Below are 20,784 nucleotides of genomic sequence, written 5' to 3' on the forward strand. Positions count from 1 at the left end.
TGTGGGAGCGAGCCTGCTCGCGATAGCGGATCAACATTCAGATGCTGTATTGAATGACAGACCGCAATCGCGAGCAGGCTCGCTCCCACACTCGATTTATGGTGTTGGATAGCTCCGCGCAAAACTCTGCAACTGCGGGTAGAACAACCTGAAGTCTTCACTCAACGGCTCATACAAAACCCGCAATTCCTGCATCGCCCCCGCCAGTTCCTCCGGTCGCGTCAGACGCCGCGAGATCCCCCGCAACACTTGCTCCAGCACCTCAAATTCCCGGTAAGAACCCAGCCAGTCATCAGCGACCATGTACGGCGCAATCCGCGCCAGTCGTTCAGGCAGTTGCCGTTCGCTGGACAGCACACGGTAGACATCCGAGGTGAACAGCTCCAGGGGCCGGTCGGCGTATTGCCGCCAGTCGCGTGCAAGGCAGTGGTCGAAAAACACGTCGAGGACAATCCCCGCATAACGTCGCCGCGTCAGGGAAAAGCGTGACAGCGCGGCATCGACCAGCGGATGGCGATCGGTGAATACGTCGATGCTGCGGTGCAGCGCGATAGCGCCTTCGATGTCAGGGGCGAACTGACCTTGCAGCCGGCCTTTGACGAAGTCGCCATACAGACTGCCAAGCAATTGGCCAGGGCGCTGGCCACCGAGATGGAGATGTGCGAGATAATTCATGGACGCAGCTTAGCACTGCGGCATCCATATCGTTATAACCCGATATACCGATTTTTAAGCTCACCAGAGCAAAATCATATTTGTATATCGCGAAATACCGATTTAAAGTTCGCTTCATCGCGATATAGCGTTTTACTGATCACGAGCCCCCACCATGACCCTCAATCTCGACGAAATAATAAAAGCCCTGGCACACCCAGTACGGCGAGAAATCCTGCACTGGCTCAAAGACCCGACGGTCGAGTTTCCCGACCAGTCCCACAGTAACGAGCACGGCGTATGCGCCGGGCAGATCGATCAACGTTGCGGTTTGTCGCAGTCCACGGTGTCCGCACACCTGGCGACATTGCAACGCGCCGGCCTGATCAGCAGCCGCAAGGTCGGTCAGTGGCACTTTTTCAAACGCAATGAGGAAACCATCCAGGAATTCCTCAAGACCTTCAGTAAAGAGCTCTGACCCTTTCAGTCAGCCAGCCGAAAAGGATTCAAACATGCCCCTCTCGCTCCTAATCCTGGCCTTGAGCGCCTTCGCCATCGGCACCACCGAGTTCGTCATCATGGGCTTGTTGCCCAACGTGGCAGCTGACCTCGGTGTGTCGATCCCCGGCGCCGGCTGGCTGGTGACCGGCTACGCCTTGGGCGTGGCCATCGGTGCGCCGTTCATGGCCATGGCCACCGCACGCTTGCCGCGCAAGGCCGCGCTGGTGGCGCTGATGGGCATTTTCATTATCGGCAACCTGCTCTGTGCGGTGGCCGGCGACTACAACGTGCTGATGTTTGCCCGCGTGGTCACGGCCCTGTGTCACGGTGCGTTCTTTGGTATCGGCTCAGTGGTGGCTGCCGGTCTGGTGCCGGCCAACAAACGTGCTTCGGCCGTGGCCCTGATGTTCACCGGCCTGACCCTGGCCAACGTTCTCGGCGTACCGCTGGGCACCGCCCTCGGCCAGGAAGCCGGCTGGCGTTCGACCTTTTGGGCGGTGACCGTGATCGGCGTCATCGCGCTGATTGGCCTGATCCGCTTCCTGCCGGCCAAACGTGACGAAGAAAAACTCGACATGCGCGCCGAACTGGCAGCGCTCAAGGGTGCGGGGATCTGGTTGTCCCTGAGCATGACCGCGCTCTTCGCCGCCTCGGTATTCACCCTGTTCACCTATGTTGCTCCGCTGCTGGGTGAAGTGACCGGCGTTTCGCCCCGTGGCGTGACCTGGCCCCTGGTGCTGATCGGCCTGGGCCTGACCGTTGGCAACATCATCGGCGGCAAGCTGGCCGACAAAGGCATGGCAGCGACCCTGATGGGCGTGTTCATCACCATGGCCGTGGTGTCCACCGCGCTGACCTGGACCAGCGTCGCGTTGATCCCGACCGAGATCACCCTGTTCCTCTGGGCCACGGCGTGTTTCGCCGCCGTCCCTGCCCTGCAGGTGAACGTGGTGACCTTCGGCAAGGCCGCGCCGAACCTGGTCTCGACCCTGAACATCGGCGCCTTCAACGTCGGCAATGCGCTGGGTGCCTGGGTGGGCGGCAGCGTGATCGCCCACGGTTACGGCCTGACCAGCGTACCGCTGGCCGCTGCTGCGCTGGCGGTCCTGGCGCTGCTGGTGACCCTGATTACTTTCCGCCAGAGCGGCAATCCCGAACTGGCACCGGCTTCCAACTGATTCACTTACCTCACGAGGGTTGTACGCAATGACGACTATTTTCGATCCGATCAAACTGGGCGACCTCGAGTTGGCCAACCGCATCATCATGGCGCCGCTGACCCGCTGCCGCGCCGACGAAGGCCGCGTCCCCAACGCCCTGATGGCCGAGTACTACGTACAACGTGCCTCGGCGGGCCTGATCCTCAGTGAAGCCACTTCAGTGACGCCAATGGGTGTCGGCTACCCGGACACCCCGGGTATCTGGTCCAACGACCAGGTGCGTGGCTGGGCCAACGTGACCAAGGCGATCCACGGCGCCGGCGGCAAGATCTTCCTGCAACTGTGGCACGTGGGCCGCGTTTCGCACCCTTCGTACCTCAATGGTGAAGCGCCGGTGGCCCCGAGCGCCATCCAGCCAAAGGGCCACGTCAGCCTGGTGCGCCCACTGGCCGACTACCCGACGCCACGCGCACTGGAAACCGCTGAAATCGCCGATATTGTCGACGCTTACCGCACGGGTGCCGAGAACGCCAAGGCTGCCGGTTTCGACGGCGTGGAAATCCACGGCGCCAACGGTTACCTGCTCGACCAGTTCCTGCAAAGCAGCACCAACCAGCGCACCGACAACTATGGTGGCTCCCTGGAAAACCGTGCGCGGCTGCTGCTGGAAGTGACCGATGCCGCGATCGAAGTCTGGGGCGCTGGCCGCGTCGGCGTGCACCTGGCACCACGGGCCGACTCCCACGACATGGGTGATGACAACCTGGCCGAAACCTTCCTTTACGTTGCCCGTGAACTGGGCAAGCGCGGCGTCGCCTTCATCTGCGCGCGTGAGCACGAAGCCGGTGACAGCCTCGGCCCGCGCATCAAGGAAGCCTTCGGCGGCCCGTTCATTGCCAACGAACGCTTCACCAAGGACAGCGCCAACCAGTGGCTGGCCGATGGCAAGGCCGATGCGGTGGCGTTCGGCGTGCCGTTCATTGCCAACCCGGACCTGCCGGCTCGCCTGAAGGCGGACGCACCGCTGAACCCGGCGCGCCCGGAATTGTTCTACGGTAAAGGTCCGGTCGGTTATATCGACTATCCGGCAATGTAAATTTCAACAGAAAGAACAAAAGCCCCGACTCGCGAGAGCCGGGGCTTTTTTATACCTCACATGTTATGCAACATCAGGAAAGCCAAACAGACTTCCTTAAATGCGCAAGCATAAATAGATTAAGTAATAGCAACAAAACCATCAATAATGCAGCTAACAACCAAGCGACAACCCTTATCAAAAACAAACACCATCAAGGATGAAAAAATGAAACACCTGAAAAAATTAATCAACTTCACACTCGCGATTACTTTGCCCTTGTTTCTCCTTCCAGCAATGGCTCAGGAAACACTGGTTAATTACGTCATCATCAACAAGGGAAATACCACCATCGCAAGTCACCTACAGGGAGTTCCAGATGTGCTGCCCAACGCAATTTCAACCTTCACCGACTCCCGAGACCTTAAAATTTCATCCATGAAAAATGGGGAATCAAGCAGCGCAGGCAAAGGCTTTGTTTTCTCTTCAGGTGAAAAATCCTGTGAATTCTTCGACTCCATCACCGTTACAAAAAAATCAAACATTACGAACTTCAGCACAAATTTAACTTCAATGTCGACAGGCAAGCAACTTACAGCATGCGAAATAAAGTCAACCAAGGAGCCAGCCCGCCCTCCTTATAGCTACAACCTTGAACTCACCATGCACTAAAACCCGGAAACACAAGCAGACAACTCGCCCCTGTGATCACCCTACAAACCCAGTTAACAAATTCATCAGCAAAACTGCCCTGCCTCGTAAGAAGCAGGGCTTTTTATTGAAATGCGTAATAATCACTCACAAATCCGAAAAGAAACCCGAATCAATCCACATTACCCTCTTTGACTCAACTCAACAAATTAAAGAGTCAACATCATGGATGATAGTGAAGACACAAACACTGAAAGCGACTTCGCAGAGATTATTGAAGAGGCAAAAGAAGAATCAAACGTCATGTGGAGTGCAGTAAAACCCGTCAGCTCACACAGCCACGTCATGTGCTTTCTTTACAATGGTACGGCAGAAACCTTTAGACTCAGCTATTCAAGCTGGGATAGCAGCAAGGAATCGCACAGGTACACTCTTCAGCCATGGGACTACGTTTCGTTCGTCCTGCGCGGAGAAATACCTTACTTTGCCAGAGGCCGGCAAACGACCAAGACACAGCATAACTTTTCCTATAGAAGTGCCAATCACGCTTTTGAGTTTTCCACGACTCTGAAAGTAGCCAAGAAATATGACCCTTTTTCCTTTTCCCCTCCCACCATTCCGATTCAACAGCACCAAGTGCTATCCAATGGCAAAGTTCCATTGCGTTGCTCATCGAAAATGACCCACTCACTGACGAACAAGCCTTACCACTACGCCATTCTGATCAGCCTTGGCAAAGCGCCTTAAGCATTCCATTGGCTGCAAGCCCCAGAGCTCGCGTACGCCATGTCCTGATCAAGCATGAAAAAAGCCAGCAAGGCAGGTCGATCAATTAATCGAAGCCCTTGCTGGCTTTTTAATAGCTACGCAACAATTTCCCTACAAAATACCCGGCTCCAAGCCTGTCAACGCATCACAGGTGCGTATATAAAAGCACCCCTGCGGCCGATTACGTATTTTGTTTCATTTGCGCAGACTGGGGCTCAGGCGCAGCATGTCCAAACCTGTGTCCACCCAACGCTCGGCTTCCAGGTGCAGCTCGAAGCTCTCGGGGGCCAGCAACCACTGGTACAAAATGCCATCGATGTAGGCGTGCAGGCTGATGGCGGCGCGGGCGGTGTCGAGATTTTCCGGCAACTGCCCCCGATTCACTGCATTTTTCAGGGCCAGACCGATGCGCACATTGCAATCGAGGCTGGCTGCCACGCGCTGCTGGCGCAGATCGCTCATTTCATCGGTGAATTCGCACTTATGAAACAGAATTTCGTTGATGCGTCGGGTTTTCGGGTCCAGTGCAATTTGATGAAACAAATGAATCAGCAGTTTGCGCATGCAACCCAGAGGATCGATTTCGTCCTCGCTTTCACTGGCCTTGGCCATCTCTTCCAACGGCTCATGCAAGGTATCGAGCATGGCCTGCACCAGATCCGCCTTGTTGCTGAAATGCCAGTAGATCGCCCCGCGAGTGACGCCAGCCAGGGTCGCGATGTCCGCCAGGGTTGTCCGCGCCACGCCACGCTCGAAAAAAGCCTTTTCGGCCGCCACAAGGATTTGTGCGCGGGTTTCCTGAGCTTCTTCTTTGGTACGACGGACCATGGCAGTACAACCTCAATCAGGGGGCTTCAGTGACGTCGGAATATCAACTGAATAAAAGTGGGGCGAGCACTCTTGGGTGTCGTCCCCGGCCTGCAATTCGAACCTTTCCGCGGCATTTGTAACGAGATGAGTACGCATCCCGCCTATTTACAAACAGCCATGTACGTAAGTATATTCCTTAGCATGCTACTTATCCACTCGGCCTACAATTTTTAACCTTCCACCTTTCTAGTGCGCACTTTGCGCGCCTGACCCGAGGATTTTCATGCAATTCAAGCCCGCTATCACCGCTCTGGTCGCCGCCGTCGCCCTGGCATCGCTACTCAGCGGATGCAAAAAGGAAGAAGCAGCGCCGGCCGCTCCGCCCCCTCAGGTCGGCGTCGTGACCCTGCAACCGCAAACCTTCACTCTGACATCCGAGCTGCCGGGGCGCACCAGTGCGTTCCGCATCGCCGAGGTTCGCCCTCAGGTCAACGGCATCATTCAAAAGCGCCTGTTCAAGGAAGGCAGCGACGTCAAGGAAGGCCAGCAGCTCTATCAGATCGATCCGTCGGTGTATGAAGCGACGATGAAAAGCGCTGAGGCCAACCTGCGCTCGACCAAGTCGATTTCCGATCGTTACAAGCAACTGGTAGACGAGCAGGCCGTGAGCCGGCAGGAATATGACACCGCCGTGGCCAACCGCCTGCAATCGGAAGCTGCGCTGCAGACCGCCCAGATCAACGTGCGCTACACCAAGGTCTACGCTCCGCTGACCGGTCGCATCGGCCGCTCTTCGGTGACTGAAGGTGCACTGGTCAGCAATGGACAGGCCGATGCGATGGCCGTCATTCAGCAAATCGACCCGATCTACGTCGACGTCACCCAGTCGTCGGTCGAGTTGCTGCAACTGCGCCGCGAGCTGGAAAGTGGCCGCCTGCAAAAGGCCGGCAACAACGCCGCAACGGTCAAGCTGACCCTTGAAGACGGCAGCCAGTACAAGCTGGATGGCAAACTTGAGTTCTCCGAAGTCTCGGTTGACCAGACCACCGGTTCCGTAACCCTGCGTGCCGTGTTCCCCAACCCGGATCACACCCTGCTGCCGGGCATGTTCGTGCACGCGCAGTTGCAATCGGGCGTGAACAGCGCAGCGATCCTGGCGCCACAACAAGGCGTGACACGCGATCTCAAGGGTACGCCGACCGCACTGGTCGTAGGCCCGGACAACAAGGTTGAACTGCGCCAGCTCAAGGCCAATCGCACCGTCGGCAACCTGTGGTTGATCGAAGACGGTCTGAAAGCCGGCGATCGCCTGATCACCGAAGGCCTGCAATACGTCAAGCCTGGCATCGAAGTCAAAGCCAGCGAGGCGACTAACGTTAACGTCGGCACAAAGAACCCGGCCCCCGCACAGGCAGCTGACAAGGCTTCCAGCGGCAAAGGGGAGTAAACCATGTCGAAATTTTTTATCGACCGTCCGATTTTCGCCTGGGTAATTGCCCTGGTGATCATGCTGGTCGGGGCTCTCTCGATTCTCCGGTTGCCGATCAACCAATACCCGAGCATTGCGCCACCGGCGATCGCCATTTCCGTGACCTACCCGGGTGCGTCCGCGCAAACCGTGCAGGACACCGTGGTTCAGGTGATCGAACAACAGCTCAACGGTATCGACAACCTGCGTTATGTGTCTTCGGAAAGTAACTCCGACGGCACCATGACGATCACCGCGACCTTCGAGCAAGGCACCAACTCCGATACCGCGCAGGTTCAGGTTCAGAACAAGCTGAACCTGGCCACCCCGCTGCTGCCGCAGGAAGTACAGCAGCAAGGTATCCGTGTAACCAAGGCAGTGAAGAACTTCCTGTTGGTGATAGGCGTCGTATCGCGCGACGGCAGCATGACCAAGGACGACTTGTCCAACTACATCGTGTCGAACATGCAGGATCCGATCTCGCGGACCGCCGGTGTCGGTGACTTCCAGGTGTTCGGTTCGCAGTACGCCATGCGGATCTGGATCGACCCGGCCAAGTTGAACAATTTCAACCTGACCCCGGTCGACGTGAAAAACGCCGTTGCCGCGCAAAACGTGCAGATTTCCTCCGGTCAACTTGGTGGCTTGCCTGCCCTGCCCGGCACCCAGCTGAACGCGACGATCATTGGCAAGACGCGCCTGCAGACTGCCGAGCAGTTCAACAAGATCCTGCTCAAGGTCAACAAGGACGGCTCGCAGGTTCGCTTGAGCGATGTCGCCGAAGTGGGCCTGGGTGGTGAAAACTACAGCATCAACGCCCAGTTCAACGGCGCCCCGGCTTCCGGCCTGGCCGTCAAGCTGGCCAACGGCGCCAACGCCCTGGACACCGCCAAGGCACTGCGCAAGACCATCGACAGCCTCAAGCCGTTCTTCCCGGAAGGGATGGAAGTGGTATTCCCGTACGACACCACGCCTGTGGTGACCGAATCGATCAAGGGTGTGGTTGAAACCCTGGTCGAAGCGATCGTGCTGGTGTTCCTGGTGATGTTCCTGTTCCTGCAGAACTTCCGCGCCACCGTCATCACCACAATGACTGTACCGGTGGTATTGCTGGGTACCTTCGGCATCCTCGCGGCCGCCGGTTTCAGCATCAACACCCTGACCATGTTCGGCATGGTACTGGCCATCGGCTTGCTGGTGGACGACGCCATCGTCGTGGTGGAAAACGTCGAACGGGTGATGAGCGAAGAAGGCCTGTCGCCCAAGGAAGCCACCAAGAAATCCATGGGACAGATCCAGGGCGCCCTGGTCGGTATTGCCCTGGTGCTCTCGGCGGTACTGCTGCCGATGGCGTTCTTCAGCGGTTCCACTGGTGTGATCTACAAACAGTTCTCGATCACCATCGTCTCGGCCATGGCCCTGTCGGTACTGGTTGCCCTGATCTTCACCCCGGCCCTGTGCGCCACCATGCTCAAGGCGATTCCGCACGGCGAGCACGGCGTGCCAAAACGCGGTTTCTTTGGCTGGTTCAACCGCAACTTCGATCGTGGTGTACGCGGCTACGAGCGTGGCGTAGGCAACATACTCACGCGCAAGGCCCCGTACCTGCTGGCGTACGTGCTCATCATCATTGGCATGATCTGGCTGTTCACCCGTATTCCAACCGCATTCCTGCCGGAAGAAGACCAGGGCGTATTGTTCGCCCAGGTGCAAACCCCTGCCGGTTCGACCGCCCAGCGTACCCAGGTGGTGGTGGACGAAATGCGTGAGTTCCTCCTGCGTCCGGGCAAGGATGGCGGTGAAGGCGATGCGGTGAACTCGGTGTTTACCGTGACCGGCTTCAACTTCGCCGGCCGTGGCCAGAGCTCGGGTATGGCGTTCATCATGTTGCGTCCGTGGGACGAGCGTAACGCCGACAACAACGTGTTCAAGGTTGCAGCCCGAGCCCAGCAGCATTTCTTCACCTTCCGTGATGCCATGGTGTTTGCCTTCGCCCCGCCAGCGGTACTGGAACTGGGTAACGCCACCGGTTTCGACGTGTTCCTGCAGGACCGCGCCGGTATCGGTCACGAGAAGCTGATGGAAGCCCGCAACCAGTTCCTCGGCATGGCGGCGCAGAGCAAGATCCTCTCGCAGGTGCGCCCGAACGGTCTGAACGACGAACCGCAATACCAGCTGGAAATCGATGACGAGAAGGCCAGCGCCCTGGGCGTGACCATCGCCGACATCAACAACACGCTGTCGATTGCCCTGGGCAGTAGCTATGTGAACGACTTCATCGACCGTGGTCGAGTGAAGAAGGTTTACATCCAGGGTCAGCCTGGCTCGCGCATGAGCCCTGAAGACCTGCAGAAGTGGTACGTGCGCAACAGCGCCGGGACCATGGTGCCGTTCTCTGCGTTCGCCAAAGGCCAGTGGATCTACGGTTCGCCGAAACTCGCGCGCTACAACGGCGTAGAGGCAATGGAAATCCTCGGGGCTCCGGCGCCGGGCTACTCCACCGGTGAAGCGATGCTCGAAGTCGAGGCCATTGCCAAGAAACTGCCGGCCGGTGTCGGCATTTCCTGGACCGGCTTGTCCTACGAGGAGCGTCTGTCCGGTTCGCAAGCGCCAGCGCTGTATGCCTTGTCGCTGCTGATGGTGTTCCTGTGTCTGGCGGCCCTGTATGAAAGCTGGTCGATTCCGATCGCGGTGATGTTGGTGGTACCGCTCGGTGTCATCGGTGCACTGATGGCCACCAGCCTGCGCGGCCTGTCCAACGACGTGTACTTCCAGGTGGGTCTGTTGGTGACCGTCGGTTTGGCGGCGAAAAACGCCATTCTGATTGTCGAATTCGCCAAGGAACTGCATGAACAAGGGCGCAGCCTGCGCGACGCAGCCATCGAAGCCTGCCGGATGCGTCTGCGACCGATCATCATGACTTCGCTCGCCTTCGTCCTCGGTGTGGTACCACTGGCGATTGCCACAGGCGCGGGTTCAGGCAGCCAGCATGCCATCGGTACCGGGGTAATCGGCGGTATGATCACTGCCACCGTACTGGCGATCTTCTGGGTCCCCCTGTTCTTCGTGACCGTGTCGTCCATGGGCAAGCGCAAAGTCGCTGATCAGGATGACACTACTGAAACTCCTAAAGAGGCTGGCTAATGAGCAAGTCGCTACTCTCCCTGGCAGTCGCCGCCTTCGTGCTCGGTGGCTGCTCGCTGATACCTGATTATCAGCAGCCTGCCGCTCCGGTGGCCGGCCAGTACCCGCAGGGCCCGGCATATTCGCCGGCCCAGGCGCCGGCGCAAGCCGCCGCCGAGCAGGGCTGGAAGCAATTTTTCCATGACCCTGCCCTGCAACAGCTGATCCAGGTCGCCCTGGAAAACAACCGTGACCTGCGCGTCGCAGCGCTGAACATCGACGCCTTCGCGGCGCAGTACCGCATCTCGCGGGCTGACCTGTTCCCCGCTGTGTCGGCCAACGGCACCGGCAGTCGCCAGCGCGTTCCGGCTGACGCTTCGCAAACCGGTGAAGCCGGCATCGTCAGCTCCTACTCGGCCACTGTCGGCGTCAGTGCCTATGAACTCGACCTGTTCGGCCGGGTGCGCAGCCTGAACGAAGAAGCGCTGCAGAAGTACTTCGCCACCGAAGAAGGCCGCCGCAGCACCCAGATCAGTCTGGTGGCCAGCGTGGCCAATGCCTACCTGACCTGGCAGGCCGACAAGGAACTGCTGAAGCTGACCCAGGACACCCTGGGCACCTTCGAGGAGAGCTACAAGCTCACCTCGCGCAGCAACGAAGTCGGTGTCGCCTCGGCGCTGGACCTGGCGCAGTCGCGTACCTCGGTGGAAAACGCCCGCGCGCAACTGGCTCGTTACACCCGTCAGGTCGCCCAGGATGAAAACAGCCTGGTGCTGCTGCTCGGCACCGGTGTGCCGGCCAATCTGCAAGCGGCCAAACCGCTCAACGATGACCTGCTGAGCGACGTGCCACCGGGTCTGCCGTCGGACCTGCTGCAACGCCGTCCGGACATCCTGCAGGCCGAGTACAACCTCAAGGCCGCCAACGCCAACATCGGCGCGGCGCGGGCTGCGTTCTTCCCGAGCATCAGCCTGACCGCCAATGCCGGGACCCTGAGCCCGGACCTGTCCGGCCTGTTCAAGGGCGGTTCGGGGACCTGGCTGTTCTCGCCGCAAATCAACCTGCCGATCTTCAACGCCGGCAGCCTGAGCGCCAGCCTGGATTACTCCAAGATCCAGAAAGACATCGGCGTGGCGAACTACGAGAAGTCCATTCAAACGGCCTTCCAGGAAGTCGCCGACGGCCTGGCTGCACGCCAGACCTACACCCAGCAGTTGCAGGCGCAACGTGACTTCGTCACCGCGAACCAGGACTACTACCGTCTGGCCGAGCGTCGCTACCGCATTGGTGTCGACAGCAACCTGACCTTCCTCGATGCCCAGCGTCAGCTATTCAGCGCCCAACAAGCGCTGATCACCGATCGCCTGGCCCAACTGATCAGCGCAGTGAACCTGTACAAGGCACTGGGCGGCGGTTGGAATGAGCAAACGGCGAAATCTGAACCGCTGAAGGAAGAAGCGCCGAAGATGAAGTACTTCTGATAGCGCCTTGAAAACAGAAAGCCCACCGATTGGTGGGCTTTTTGTTGCCTGGGCAAAAAACCGCTGACTCAGTGACCGGACAGGAACGCCAGCACCCGCTCGCTGAACGCATCGCCCGCCTGAACGTTGGACAGATGCGCTGCATAAAACTCGGCGTACTGTGCCCCGCGCACATGCTCCTGAATGAAATGCCCACCGGACGGCGGCGTCACCGCGTCGTCAGACCCGGCAACCACCAGCAACGGCACCTTGATCGCAGACAATTGATCGCGGAAGTCAGCATCACGCACCGCCGCACAGTTCGCCGCATAGCCTTCAGGCGAAGTGGCTGCCAACATGTCGGTAATCCGCTTGGCGACTGCCGGGTTGGACTCGGCGAAGTCCGCAGTGAACCAGCGCGCAATCGAGGCATCCCGCAGGGCGACCATCGCCGCCTGACCGTCGCGCAAGACCATTTCAATGCGTGGGTTCCAAATCGACGGATCGCCGATTTTCGCCGCGGTGTTGCACACCACCAGCGAGAGCAAACGATCACCGGCGTTGATCCCCAACCACTGGCCAATCAGCCCGCCCATGGACAAGCCACAGAAATGCGCGCGCTCGATGTGCAAGGCATCCAGCAAGGCCAGTACATCGCGACCCAACTGCTCGATGCTGTAAGGCCCCGGCGTCACCAGTGACTGGCCATGACCGCGCGTGTCGAAACGCAGCACGCGAAAATGCTCGCTGAACGCCGCGATCTGCGGGTCCCACATGTGCAGATCGGTGCCCAGGGAGTTGGACAACACCAGCACCGGCGCATCGACCGGTCCATCGAGTTGGTAATGCAGTTCGCCCTCGGCGAGTTGTACAAAAGCCACAGCAATTTCCTTCAGGCAGTCAATGCAGGATGCGCGGGCCAGAGCGGCCCGCGCGTGGAGGTCAGAGGTCGTGGTGCAGGTACGCGGCTTGTTTCGGCAGACGCAGGCTGAACAGGAAGGCCACGGCCATCATCACCGTCACGTACCAGTAGAACGAGTTTTCCATGCCCACGGCTTTCAGGCTCAGGGCCACATACTCCGCCGAACCGCCGAAGATTGCATTGGCCACCGCATAAGCCAGGCCGACACCCAGTGCGCGCACTTCCGGCGGGAACATCTCGGCTTTGACCAGGCCGCTGATCGAGGTGTAGAAACTGACAATCGCCAGCGCCAGGGTAATCAGCACAAACGCGAGGAACGGACTGCCGACACTTTTCAGGCTCAACAGGATCGGCACGGTGAACAAGGTACCGAGGGCACCGAACCAGAGCATCGAGTTACGTCGGCCGATCTTGTCGGCGAGCATGCCGAACAACGGCTGCATGCACATATAGAGGAACAGCGCGCCGGTCATGATGTAACTGGCGGTCTTGGCCGGCATGCCGGTGGTGTTCACCAGGTACTTCTGCATGTAGGTGGTGAAGGTGTAGAAAATCAACGAACCGCCGGCGGTGTAACCCAGTACGGTGATGAACGCGGCCTTGTGATCGCGAAACAGCGCACGGATGCTGCCGGCGTCCTTGTTCTCGCGCATTTCCTTGCTGGTGGTTTCCTTGAGAGTGCGACGCAGGAACAGCGAGATCAACGCCGCCACCGCACCGACCACGAACGGTATCCGCCAGCCGTAGGCACGCAGCTCATCTTCGCTGAGGAACTGTTGCAGGATCACCACCAGCAACACCGCCAGCAATTGCCCGCCGATCAAGGTCACATACTGGAACGAGGCAAAAAACCCGCGCTGGCCCTTGAGCGCCACTTCGCTCATGTAGGTCGCGGTGGTGCCGTACTCGCCGCCGACCGACAAGCCTTGCAGCAAACGGGCGAACAGCAGCAGGACCGGCGCCCAGACGCCGATGCTGTTATAGGTCGGCAAACAGGCGATGAGCAACGAGCCGAAGCACATCATCAGCACCGAAATCATCATCGAATTCTTGCGCCCGTGCTTGTCCGCCACCCGGCCGAAGATCCAGCCGCCGATGGGGCGCATCAGGAACCCGGCGGCGAACACACCGGCGGTGTTGACCAGTTGTACCGTGGGGTTATCCGAGGGGAAAAACGCCGGGGCGAAATAGATCGCGCAAAAGGCATAGACGTAGAAGTCGAACCATTCGACCAGGTTACCGGACGAGGCACCGACAATGGCGAAGATCCGCTTGCTGCGTTCCTCGCCCGTGTAGAGCGGTTGTGTAGTGGCGTCAGTTGTCATTGTTGTTCACTCGATGGGGACAGTGAGAGTCTAGACACACTTTGCAACAGCCCCGTTCCACAGATACATCAGCATCACATCTCCCTTGTGGGAATCCCCCTAACCTTGTGGGAGCGAGCTCGCTATTGCTGCCTGTCAGTCGACAAACCAGTTGCCTGACACACCGCCATCGCGAGCAAGCTCACTCCCACAAGAGGTGGGTGATGTGTTGCCGGCCATCAAACCCGTTCGATCGCCAATGCCAGCCCTTGGCCGACACCGACGCACATGGTCGCCAGGCCTTTCTTGCCGCCGGTTTTTTCCAGCTGGTGCAAGGCCGTCAGTACCAGTCGCGCCCCGCTCATCCCCAGCGGGTGCCCCAGCGCAATGGCGCCACCGTTCGGGTTGACCTGGGTTGCATCGTCCGCGATGCCCAGCTCACGCAGCACCGCCAGACCCTGGCTGGCGAACGCTTCGTTGAGCTCGATGACATCGAATTCGCTGACAGCCAGGCCAAGACGCTCGGTCAGTTTGCGTACCGCAGGCACCGGGCCGATACCCATTACCCGCGGCGCCACACCGGCGCTGGCCATGCCCAGCACTTTGGCGCGAGCGGTCAGGCCGTGTTTTTTCACCGCTTCAGCCGAGGCCAGGATCAACGCCGCAGCGCCGTCGTTGACCCCGGAAGCGTTGCCGGCAGTGACGGTTTTGTCCGGGCCGTTGACCGGTTTCAGTTTGGCCAAGGCTTCCAGGGTGGTGTCGGCGCGGGGATGCTCATCCTCGCTGACCACGGTTTCGCCCTTTTTGTGGGCAATGCGCACTTCAACGATTTCTTCGGCGAAAAAGCCTGCGGCCTGAGCGGCGGCGGTGCGTTGCTGGCTGCGCAAGGCAAACGCGTCCTGATCGGCACGGGACACCTGGTAGTCATCTGCGACGTTGTCGGCGGTTTGCGGCATCGCATCCACACCGTACTGGGCTTTCATCAACGGGTTGATAAAGCGCCAGCCGATGGTGGTGTCTTCCAGTTTCATGTTGCGCGAGAACGCCGCATCGGCCTTGCCCATCACGAATGGCGCACGGGACATCGACTCGACGCCACCGGCAATCGCCAGCTCCATTTCACCGCTGGCGATGGCGCGGAAGGCGGTGCCGATCGCATCCATGCCCGAGGCGCAGAGGCGATTGAGCGTGACGCCAGGAATCGTTTCCGGCAGGCCCGCCAGCAACAACGCCATGCGCGCCACGTTGCGGTTGTCTTCGCCGGCCTGGTTGGCGCAGCCGAGAAACACTTCGTCCACGGCGTTCCAGTCCACCGAAGGATTGCGCGCCATCAGCGCCTTGATTGGCACCGCGGCCAGATCGTCTGCACGAACGGTCGACAAGCCACCGCCGAAGCGGCCAATCGGCGTGCGGATCGCATCGCAGATATAGACTTCACGCATCATGCTTCTCCCGGGGCCTGGCCATGGGCGGCGGCGGTACGCGCTTCAAGATCGCGCAGTGCCTTGAGTTCGACCTCGGTCGGCTCGGACGTGATAGCCACACTGTCGGCGAAGCGGATCGGCCAACCGGTGGCGGCGACCACCTGCTCGCGGGTCACGCCCGGATGCAGTGCGGTGACCACGAACTCGTTGCTGCCCGCTTCCGGCTCCATGATGCACAGGTCGGTGATGATGCCGACCGGACCGGCACCCGGCAGGCCGAGGCGTTTGCGTGAATCACCGCCTTCACCGTGCCCGACCGAGGTAATGAAATCGAGCTTGTCGACAAACGAACGCGCCGACTGCTTGAGGATGATCAGCACGCTTTTCGCCGAACCGGCGATTTCCGGCGCACCACCGGCACCCGGCAGGCGCACTTTCGGCGAGTGATAGTCACCAACCACTGTGGTGTTGATGTTGCCGAAGCGGTCGACTTGCGCGGCACCGAGGAAACCGACGTCGATGCGACCGCCCTGCAGCCAGTAGCGGAAGATCTCACCGGTTGGCACCACGGTGTCGGCGGTTTCCGCCAGTTCACCGTCACCGATCGACAGCGGCAACACACTTGGCTTGGCGCCAATCGGGCCCGATTCGTAGATCAGCACCACATCTGGCGAAGACGTCAGACGCGCCAGGTTGGCCGCTTTCGATGGCAGGCCGATACCGACAAAGCACACCGACCCGTTCTTCAGACGGCGGGCAGCGGCAACGGTCATCATTTCATTGGTGGTGTAAGTCATTACTTAGCCTCCGAAGCGGCGGCCAGCTTGGCCTGGAACTCGCTGAAGTCAGCGCTGCCATGGATGTACTCGTTGATCCACGCGGTAAAGGTGTCGCGGTCGCGGGCAATCGGGTCCCAGGCCTGGTAGAAGCGGTTGTCACGTTCGTTGTAACCGTGGGCGTAGGACGGATGCGCGCCGCCCGGCACGTGGCACACCGCACTCAGGGCCCAGGTTGGCAGCACGCAGGCGTTCATCGGTGCATTGAGGTCGTCGACGATTTCTTCGACGGTGACGATGCAGCGTTTGGCAGCCAGTGCAGCTTCTTTCTGCACCCCGAGAATGCCCCACAGCAGCACGTTGCCCTTGCGGTCCGCCTTCTGTGCGTGAATCACGGTGACGTCCGGGCGAACCGAAGGCACGGCAGCCAGCACTTCCCCGGTAAACGGGCAGGTCACGGTCTTGATCAGCGGGTTGACCTTCGGCAGGTCGGAACCGGCATAGGCGCGCAGCACCGCAAATGGCAGGCCGGAAGCACCGGCGACGTAGGCATTGGCGAGGTCGGCGTGGCTGTGTTCTTCGATTTCCAGCGGGTGCGGCCACTGCTTCTCGACCGCATCACGCAGACGGTGCAAGGAACCCACGCCAGGGTTGCCACCCCAGGAAAACACCAGCTTGCGGGCACAACCGGCACCGATCAACTGGTCGTAGATCAGGTCCGGGGTCATGCGCACCAGGGTCAGGTCTTTCTTGCCCTGACGAATGATTTCGTGGCCCGCCGCCGTCGGGATCAGATGAGTGAAGCCTTCGAGGGCGATGGTGTCGCCATCGTTTACGAATTGCTTCACCGCGTCGTGCAGCGAAAGGATTTCAGCCATGGGGCAGGCTCCCGAATGTGATTAACCGACAGTGGAAAAAATGGCGCGATGCGCAGCGCCGAATGACTGAAGGTTAAGCCCCAAAAAAACGCCAAACAATCCGATAATCGACTCAGTGTTCGATTATCGAACAGAATGTTGTCTCACTACCGATCAGGCGAACAGCTGCGTACTGAGGTCGCGACTGGCGCCCAACAGGCCCGGCAGGAAATGCTGCTGCAGATCGTTGAGGCTGACCCGACCGGCGTGTGCACTGACGTTCAGGGCGGCGACGACTTGGCCGGAAGCGTCGTAAACCGGCACGGCAATCGAACGCAGCCCTTGCTCCAGCTCCTGGTCGACGATGCACCAGCCTTGGCGACGGACCTCATGCAGGCATTCGAGCAATGCGTCAGGCGTGTGCAGGGTACGGCTGGTCTTGGCCTGCAGCTCGGCGCGCTCGAGGTATTCGCCCAGCGATGTATCGTCCAGTGCCGCCAAGAGAATCCGCCCCATCGAGGTGCAGTACGCCGGCAACCGACCACCCACGGAAAGGTCGACCGAAATCAGCCGCTGAGTCGTCGCCGAGCGCGCGATGTACAAAATGTCATCCCCCTCGAGCGTGGCCATGTTGCAGGCTTCGTGCAGTTGCTCGCTCATGCGGTCGAGATAAGGCTGGGCGGATACCGCCAGCGGCGTCGAGGAGACATAGGCATGGCCGAGGGTCAACACTTTGGGCAATAGCGAGTAGGTGCGGCCGTCGGTAGTCGCATAGCCCAGTTTGATCAGGGTATGCAGGCAGCGTCGCACGGCGGCGCGGGGGATTTCCGTGCGATGACTGATCTGGGCGATGGTCAGGTGTCGCTTGCGCTCCTGGAACGCTTGCACCACTGCCAGGCCGCGGGCCAGTGATGTCATGAAGTCCGGATCGCCGGTCAGTGCCTGAATCCGCTTGGCAGGTGACGCGACAATGGGCGGGGCGACTGAAGCGAAGGCATTGCGCAGTTGATCGTTCATGAGGGTCCTTTGCCCCACGACCGACGTGCGGTAGCGGGCGCTTGAGGGCAGACAGGTTTGGGCGATTATCGAACCAGTGATCGATTATCGCAATGCGCGACTCGAAAGCCGGCACCTTGCAAGACCGGGCCGCCTTGGCCTCCTACTTGTTTTTGTAAGACCGGGCGCGCAGATTAAATGGGGAAATGTAATTGCCGGATAACTTGTTCGACTTAATGACGTCAGAAAGACATCACTGGCCAGGTGCTGCTCGAGCCTTAGTTAGTCAATTAGTTGTAGACAACAAAACCGTCACACTCCAATCGCGACTTTTTAACAGTTTGGCGATAGTGTTCTTCAAATCGGCCGCTATAATACAAATCAGTAGCTAGCCGGTTTGCAACTTGCCGGACCCGCTACCCGGCAGCACGACGCTCCGTCGCCGTTGCCCTTGGCAAGCGCCTGACATTGACCACACGGGTCTGTCCCTGGCGCTCGCCGAAACAGGACACTGATGCTACGTCAGCTATTTATCTCTGGTGCCGTGGCCGCCTGCGACATGGAAGCCTTGATCGCTCGATTGTTAGCAGCGATACCCCGAAGGGTATTGCCCTTTCGATAAGTGTGATCAATCGTTTTATGCAGTGCGTTTTGCCAGAATTTATCTCAACTCAATCAGGTATCACTGTGACGAAAGACGAACTGCGCGCGGAACTTGAGCGCCAGGAACAACGTTACAAGGAAGTTTACGGCGGAGAAGTCACCACTTACGCCGCTCAACCGGAACCGGAACGCAAGCCATGGCGCAAGCGCGCCACCGTTCAGGATCAGGTGTTCCAGCAAGAACTGCAAAAAATGGAAAAGGAACTCAAAGCCGAAGAGCAGTAAGTGCTTCGGCCTGATCCTTTTAGAGTCTGCTTCTGCCTCCCGTTAAAAGCGGGCAGTACGGATGTTGCCTTTCGCGCCCGCTACCCGCGGGCAGCGGCCGCTGGCGTGGCAAATCGGCGCATTCTGACTCTCTTCTCAGATATTTCGCACAAGCGTTCCAGCCCCTCCCCCACGGCTGCCAAAAACCCTTCCAGATCACTTTTTCAAGTAAATTCAACCACTTGAAAGTCTCGGCCGACGCCCGTGGATATGGGCCATAGCCCCGGAAAAATCATTGAAGAATGTTACCGATGAGCAGCTAGTGCATTGATTGACACGCTTTTCTGGCATAATCGCGCCCCCTTATGACCGGGTCAGAAAACCTTCATGATCGATTTATTCAGCGGACTGGATGCTTGGGTGCTTGTGAGCCTCTTGCTCGCCCTGGCCTTTGTCCTCGCGTTCGAGTTCATCAACGGCTTTCATGACACCGCTAACGCGGTGGCTACTGTTATCTACACCAAAGCCATGCCGCCTCACCTGGCGGTGTTCTTTTCCGGTGTGTTCAACTTCCTTGGCGTGTTGCTCGGTGGCGTCGGCGTGGCGTATGCCATCGTCCACCTGCTGCCGGTTGAGCTGCTGATCAATGTGAACACCGGTCACGGGCTGGCCATGGTGTTCTCGCTGCTCGCCGCCGCCATTGCCTGGAACCTGGGCACCTGGTACTTCGGTATTCCGGCTTCCAGCTCGCACACGCTGATCGGCTCGATCCTCGGTGTCGGCCTGGCCAACGCGTTGATCAACGACATCCCGCTGGGCGATGGTGTGAACTGGCAGAAGGCAATCGATATCGGCGCCTCGCTGGTGTTCTCGCCAATGGCCGGCTTCCTCGTTGCCGCCCTGGTGTTGATCGGCCTGAAATGGTGGCGCCCGCTGTCGAAGATGCACAAGACGCCGGAACAGCGCCGCAAGATCGATGACAAGAAGCATCCACCGTTCTGGAACCGCCTGGTCCTGGTCATGTCGGCCATGGCGATGAGCTTCGTGCACGGCTCCAACGACGGTCAGAAAGGTATCGGCCTGATCATGCTGGTACTGATCGGTATTGTCCCGGCGCAATTCGTACTCGACCTGAACAGCACCACCTACCAGATCGAGCGGACTCGCGACGCGACCCTGCACTTGAGCCAGTTTTACCAGCGCAACGCCGATACCCTCGGTGAATTCCTCGCCCTGGGCAAAAGCGTGGAAGGCGATCTGCCGGAGAAATTCAGTTGCAACCCGCAACAGACTGAACCGACCATCCGCGCGTTGCTCGGCACCCTTAAAGGTGTCTCCGACTATCACTCGTTGCCGTCGGAAAGCCGCATCGAAGTGCGTCGCTACCTGCTCTGCCTGGACGACACAGCGAAGAAAGTGAGCAAGTTGCCAGGCGTCGATGCCCGGGAAAAGGCTGACCTGGACAAGCTGCGCAAGGACTTGACCACCACCACTGAATACGCCCCGTTCTGGGTGATCCTGGCGGTTGCCCTAGCCCTGGGCCTGGGTACCATGATCGGCTGGAAACGCGTGGTACTGACCATCGGCGAGAAAATCGGCAAGCAGGGCATGACCTACGCCCAAGGCATGTCGGCGCAGATCACGGCGGCGACCATGATCGGCCTGGCCAACATCTTCAGCCTGCCGGTGTCGACCACCCACGTTCTGTCCTCGGGCGTGGCCGGTACCATGGTCGCCAACAAGAGCGGCCTGCAAGGCGGCACCGTGCGCACCATTCTGCTGGCCTGGGTATTGACCCTGCCGGCGACAGTGGCACTGTCTGCCACCTTGTTCTGGCTGGCCTCGAAGTTCATTGCCAGCTGACAGGCAACCCAATGAAAAAGGCGCGCTCCGCAAGGACCGCGCCTTTTTTATTGCTTGAATCCACTCAGTAGCGAAGCTACCTGTGGGAGCGAGCTTGCTCGCGAT

18 protein-coding genes are annotated in these 20,784 nt (G+C 59.4%); 10 read left to right on the top strand and 8 right to left on the bottom strand.

What is annotated here, in order from left to right; genetic code table 11:
* Positions 1 to 96 precede the first annotated feature (96 nt).
* Positions 97 to 675 carry an acyl carrier protein phosphodiesterase gene (locus tag EIY72_RS01010; RefSeq protein ID WP_093225786.1) on the bottom strand — a complete coding sequence of 193 codons (579 nt, stop codon included), beginning with the start codon at positions 673 to 675 and terminating at the stop codon, positions 97 to 99.
* A gap of 154 nt (positions 676 to 829) precedes the next feature.
* Between EIY72_RS01010 and EIY72_RS01015 the strand changes: the two genes are divergently transcribed.
* The 5 genes from EIY72_RS01015 to EIY72_RS01035 all read left to right on the top strand — a co-directional run bounded on the left by EIY72_RS01015 (position 830) and on the right by EIY72_RS01035 (position 4,788).
* On the top strand, positions 830 to 1,132 hold the full coding sequence (locus tag EIY72_RS01015; protein WP_093225791.1) for an ArsR/SmtB family transcription factor: 303 nt from the start codon (positions 830 to 832) through the stop codon (positions 1,130 to 1,132).
* 34 nt (positions 1,133 to 1,166) lie between these two features.
* Positions 1,167 to 2,333 carry an MFS transporter gene (locus tag EIY72_RS01020; RefSeq protein ID WP_093225794.1) on the top strand — a complete coding sequence of 389 codons (1,167 nt, stop codon included), beginning with the start codon at positions 1,167 to 1,169 and terminating at the stop codon, positions 2,331 to 2,333.
* A gap of 28 nt (positions 2,334 to 2,361) precedes the next feature.
* Positions 2,362 to 3,411, top strand: coding sequence for an alkene reductase (locus EIY72_RS01025; protein ID WP_093225797.1), 1,050 nt, complete (start codon positions 2,362 to 2,364; stop codon positions 3,409 to 3,411).
* Between the two features lie 207 nt (positions 3,412 to 3,618).
* Positions 3,619 to 4,062, top strand: a complete 444-nt coding sequence (locus EIY72_RS01030) for a hypothetical protein (RefSeq protein WP_093225800.1) — start codon at positions 3,619 to 3,621, stop codon at positions 4,060 to 4,062.
* A gap of 204 nt (positions 4,063 to 4,266) precedes the next feature.
* A complete protein-coding gene (locus tag EIY72_RS01035; protein ID WP_093225803.1) occupies positions 4,267 to 4,788 on the top strand; it encodes a hypothetical protein in 522 nt (173 codons plus the stop codon).
* Positions 4,789 to 5,004: 216 nt separating this feature from the next.
* Here EIY72_RS01035 and emhR read toward each other — a convergent pair whose 3' ends face one another.
* Complete coding sequence (gene emhR, locus EIY72_RS01040; protein WP_093225807.1) at positions 5,005 to 5,637, bottom strand: efflux system transcriptional repressor EmhR; 633 nt, start codon at positions 5,635 to 5,637, stop codon at positions 5,005 to 5,007.
* 265 nt (positions 5,638 to 5,902) lie between these two features.
* Between emhR and EIY72_RS01045 the strand changes: the two genes are divergently transcribed.
* The 3 genes from EIY72_RS01045 to emhC are packed head-to-tail and all read left to right on the top strand — an operon-like array spanning position 5,903 to position 11,691.
* Entirely contained in the window at positions 5,903 to 7,066 is a 1,164-nt protein-coding gene (locus EIY72_RS01045) for an efflux RND transporter periplasmic adaptor subunit (RefSeq protein WP_093225810.1), read from the top strand.
* 3 nt (positions 7,067 to 7,069) lie between these two features.
* Positions 7,070 to 10,231 carry an efflux RND transporter permease subunit EmhB gene (gene emhB, locus EIY72_RS01050; RefSeq protein ID WP_093225813.1) on the top strand — a complete coding sequence of 1,054 codons (3,162 nt, stop codon included), beginning with the start codon at positions 7,070 to 7,072 and terminating at the stop codon, positions 10,229 to 10,231.
* Positions 10,231 to 11,691 carry an efflux RND transporter outer membrane subunit EmhC gene (emhC, locus tag EIY72_RS01055; RefSeq protein WP_093225815.1) on the top strand — a complete coding sequence of 487 codons (1,461 nt, stop codon included), beginning with the start codon at positions 10,231 to 10,233 and terminating at the stop codon, positions 11,689 to 11,691. The genes emhB and emhC overlap by 1 nt, the downstream gene beginning before the upstream one ends.
* Positions 11,692 to 11,759: 68 nt before the next feature.
* Here the strand turns inward: emhC and pcaD are convergent, their stop codons facing one another.
* The 6 genes from pcaD to pcaR form a co-directional block, all read right to left on the bottom strand.
* On the bottom strand, positions 11,760 to 12,551 hold the full coding sequence (gene pcaD / locus EIY72_RS01060; protein ID WP_093225818.1) for a 3-oxoadipate enol-lactonase: 792 nt from the start codon (positions 12,549 to 12,551) through the stop codon (positions 11,760 to 11,762).
* 61 nt (positions 12,552 to 12,612) lie between these two features.
* Positions 12,613 to 13,917, bottom strand: coding sequence for an MFS family transporter (locus EIY72_RS01065; protein ID WP_093225821.1), 1,305 nt, complete (start codon positions 13,915 to 13,917; stop codon positions 12,613 to 12,615).
* Positions 13,918 to 14,135: 218 nt separating this feature from the next.
* Positions 14,136 to 15,341, bottom strand: coding sequence for a 3-oxoadipyl-CoA thiolase (gene pcaF, locus EIY72_RS01070; protein WP_197678803.1), 1,206 nt, complete (start codon positions 15,339 to 15,341; stop codon positions 14,136 to 14,138).
* The gene (locus tag EIY72_RS01075; protein WP_093225827.1) at positions 15,338 to 16,117 is read right to left on the bottom strand and encodes a CoA-transferase subunit beta; all 780 of its coding nucleotides are present in this window, start codon (positions 16,115 to 16,117) and stop codon (positions 15,338 to 15,340) included. Before EIY72_RS01075 ends, pcaF begins: the two co-directional genes overlap by 4 nt.
* Positions 16,117 to 16,974, bottom strand: coding sequence for a CoA transferase subunit A (locus tag EIY72_RS01080; RefSeq protein ID WP_093225829.1), 858 nt, complete (start codon positions 16,972 to 16,974; stop codon positions 16,117 to 16,119). The genes EIY72_RS01075 and EIY72_RS01080 overlap by 1 nt, the downstream gene beginning before the upstream one ends.
* Positions 16,975 to 17,127: 153 nt before the next feature.
* Entirely contained in the window at positions 17,128 to 17,970 is an 843-nt protein-coding gene (pcaR, locus tag EIY72_RS01085) for a pca regulon transcriptional regulator PcaR (RefSeq protein ID WP_093225832.1), read from the bottom strand.
* Between the two features lie 666 nt (positions 17,971 to 18,636).
* Here pcaR and EIY72_RS01090 point away from each other — a divergent pair.
* Both EIY72_RS01090 and EIY72_RS01095 read left to right on the top strand, forming a co-directional pair.
* On the top strand, positions 18,637 to 18,837 hold the full coding sequence (locus EIY72_RS01090; protein ID WP_093225834.1) for a hypothetical protein: 201 nt from the start codon (positions 18,637 to 18,639) through the stop codon (positions 18,835 to 18,837).
* A gap of 366 nt (positions 18,838 to 19,203) precedes the next feature.
* Positions 19,204 to 20,679 carry an inorganic phosphate transporter gene (locus tag EIY72_RS01095; RefSeq protein WP_093225837.1) on the top strand — a complete coding sequence of 492 codons (1,476 nt, stop codon included), beginning with the start codon at positions 19,204 to 19,206 and terminating at the stop codon, positions 20,677 to 20,679.
* The last annotated feature ends 105 nt before the right edge of the window (positions 20,680 to 20,784 follow it).

Source organism: Pseudomonas vancouverensis, from assembly GCF_004348895.1.
GTDB classification, from domain to species: domain Bacteria; phylum Pseudomonadota; class Gammaproteobacteria; order Pseudomonadales; family Pseudomonadaceae; genus Aquipseudomonas; species Aquipseudomonas vancouverensis.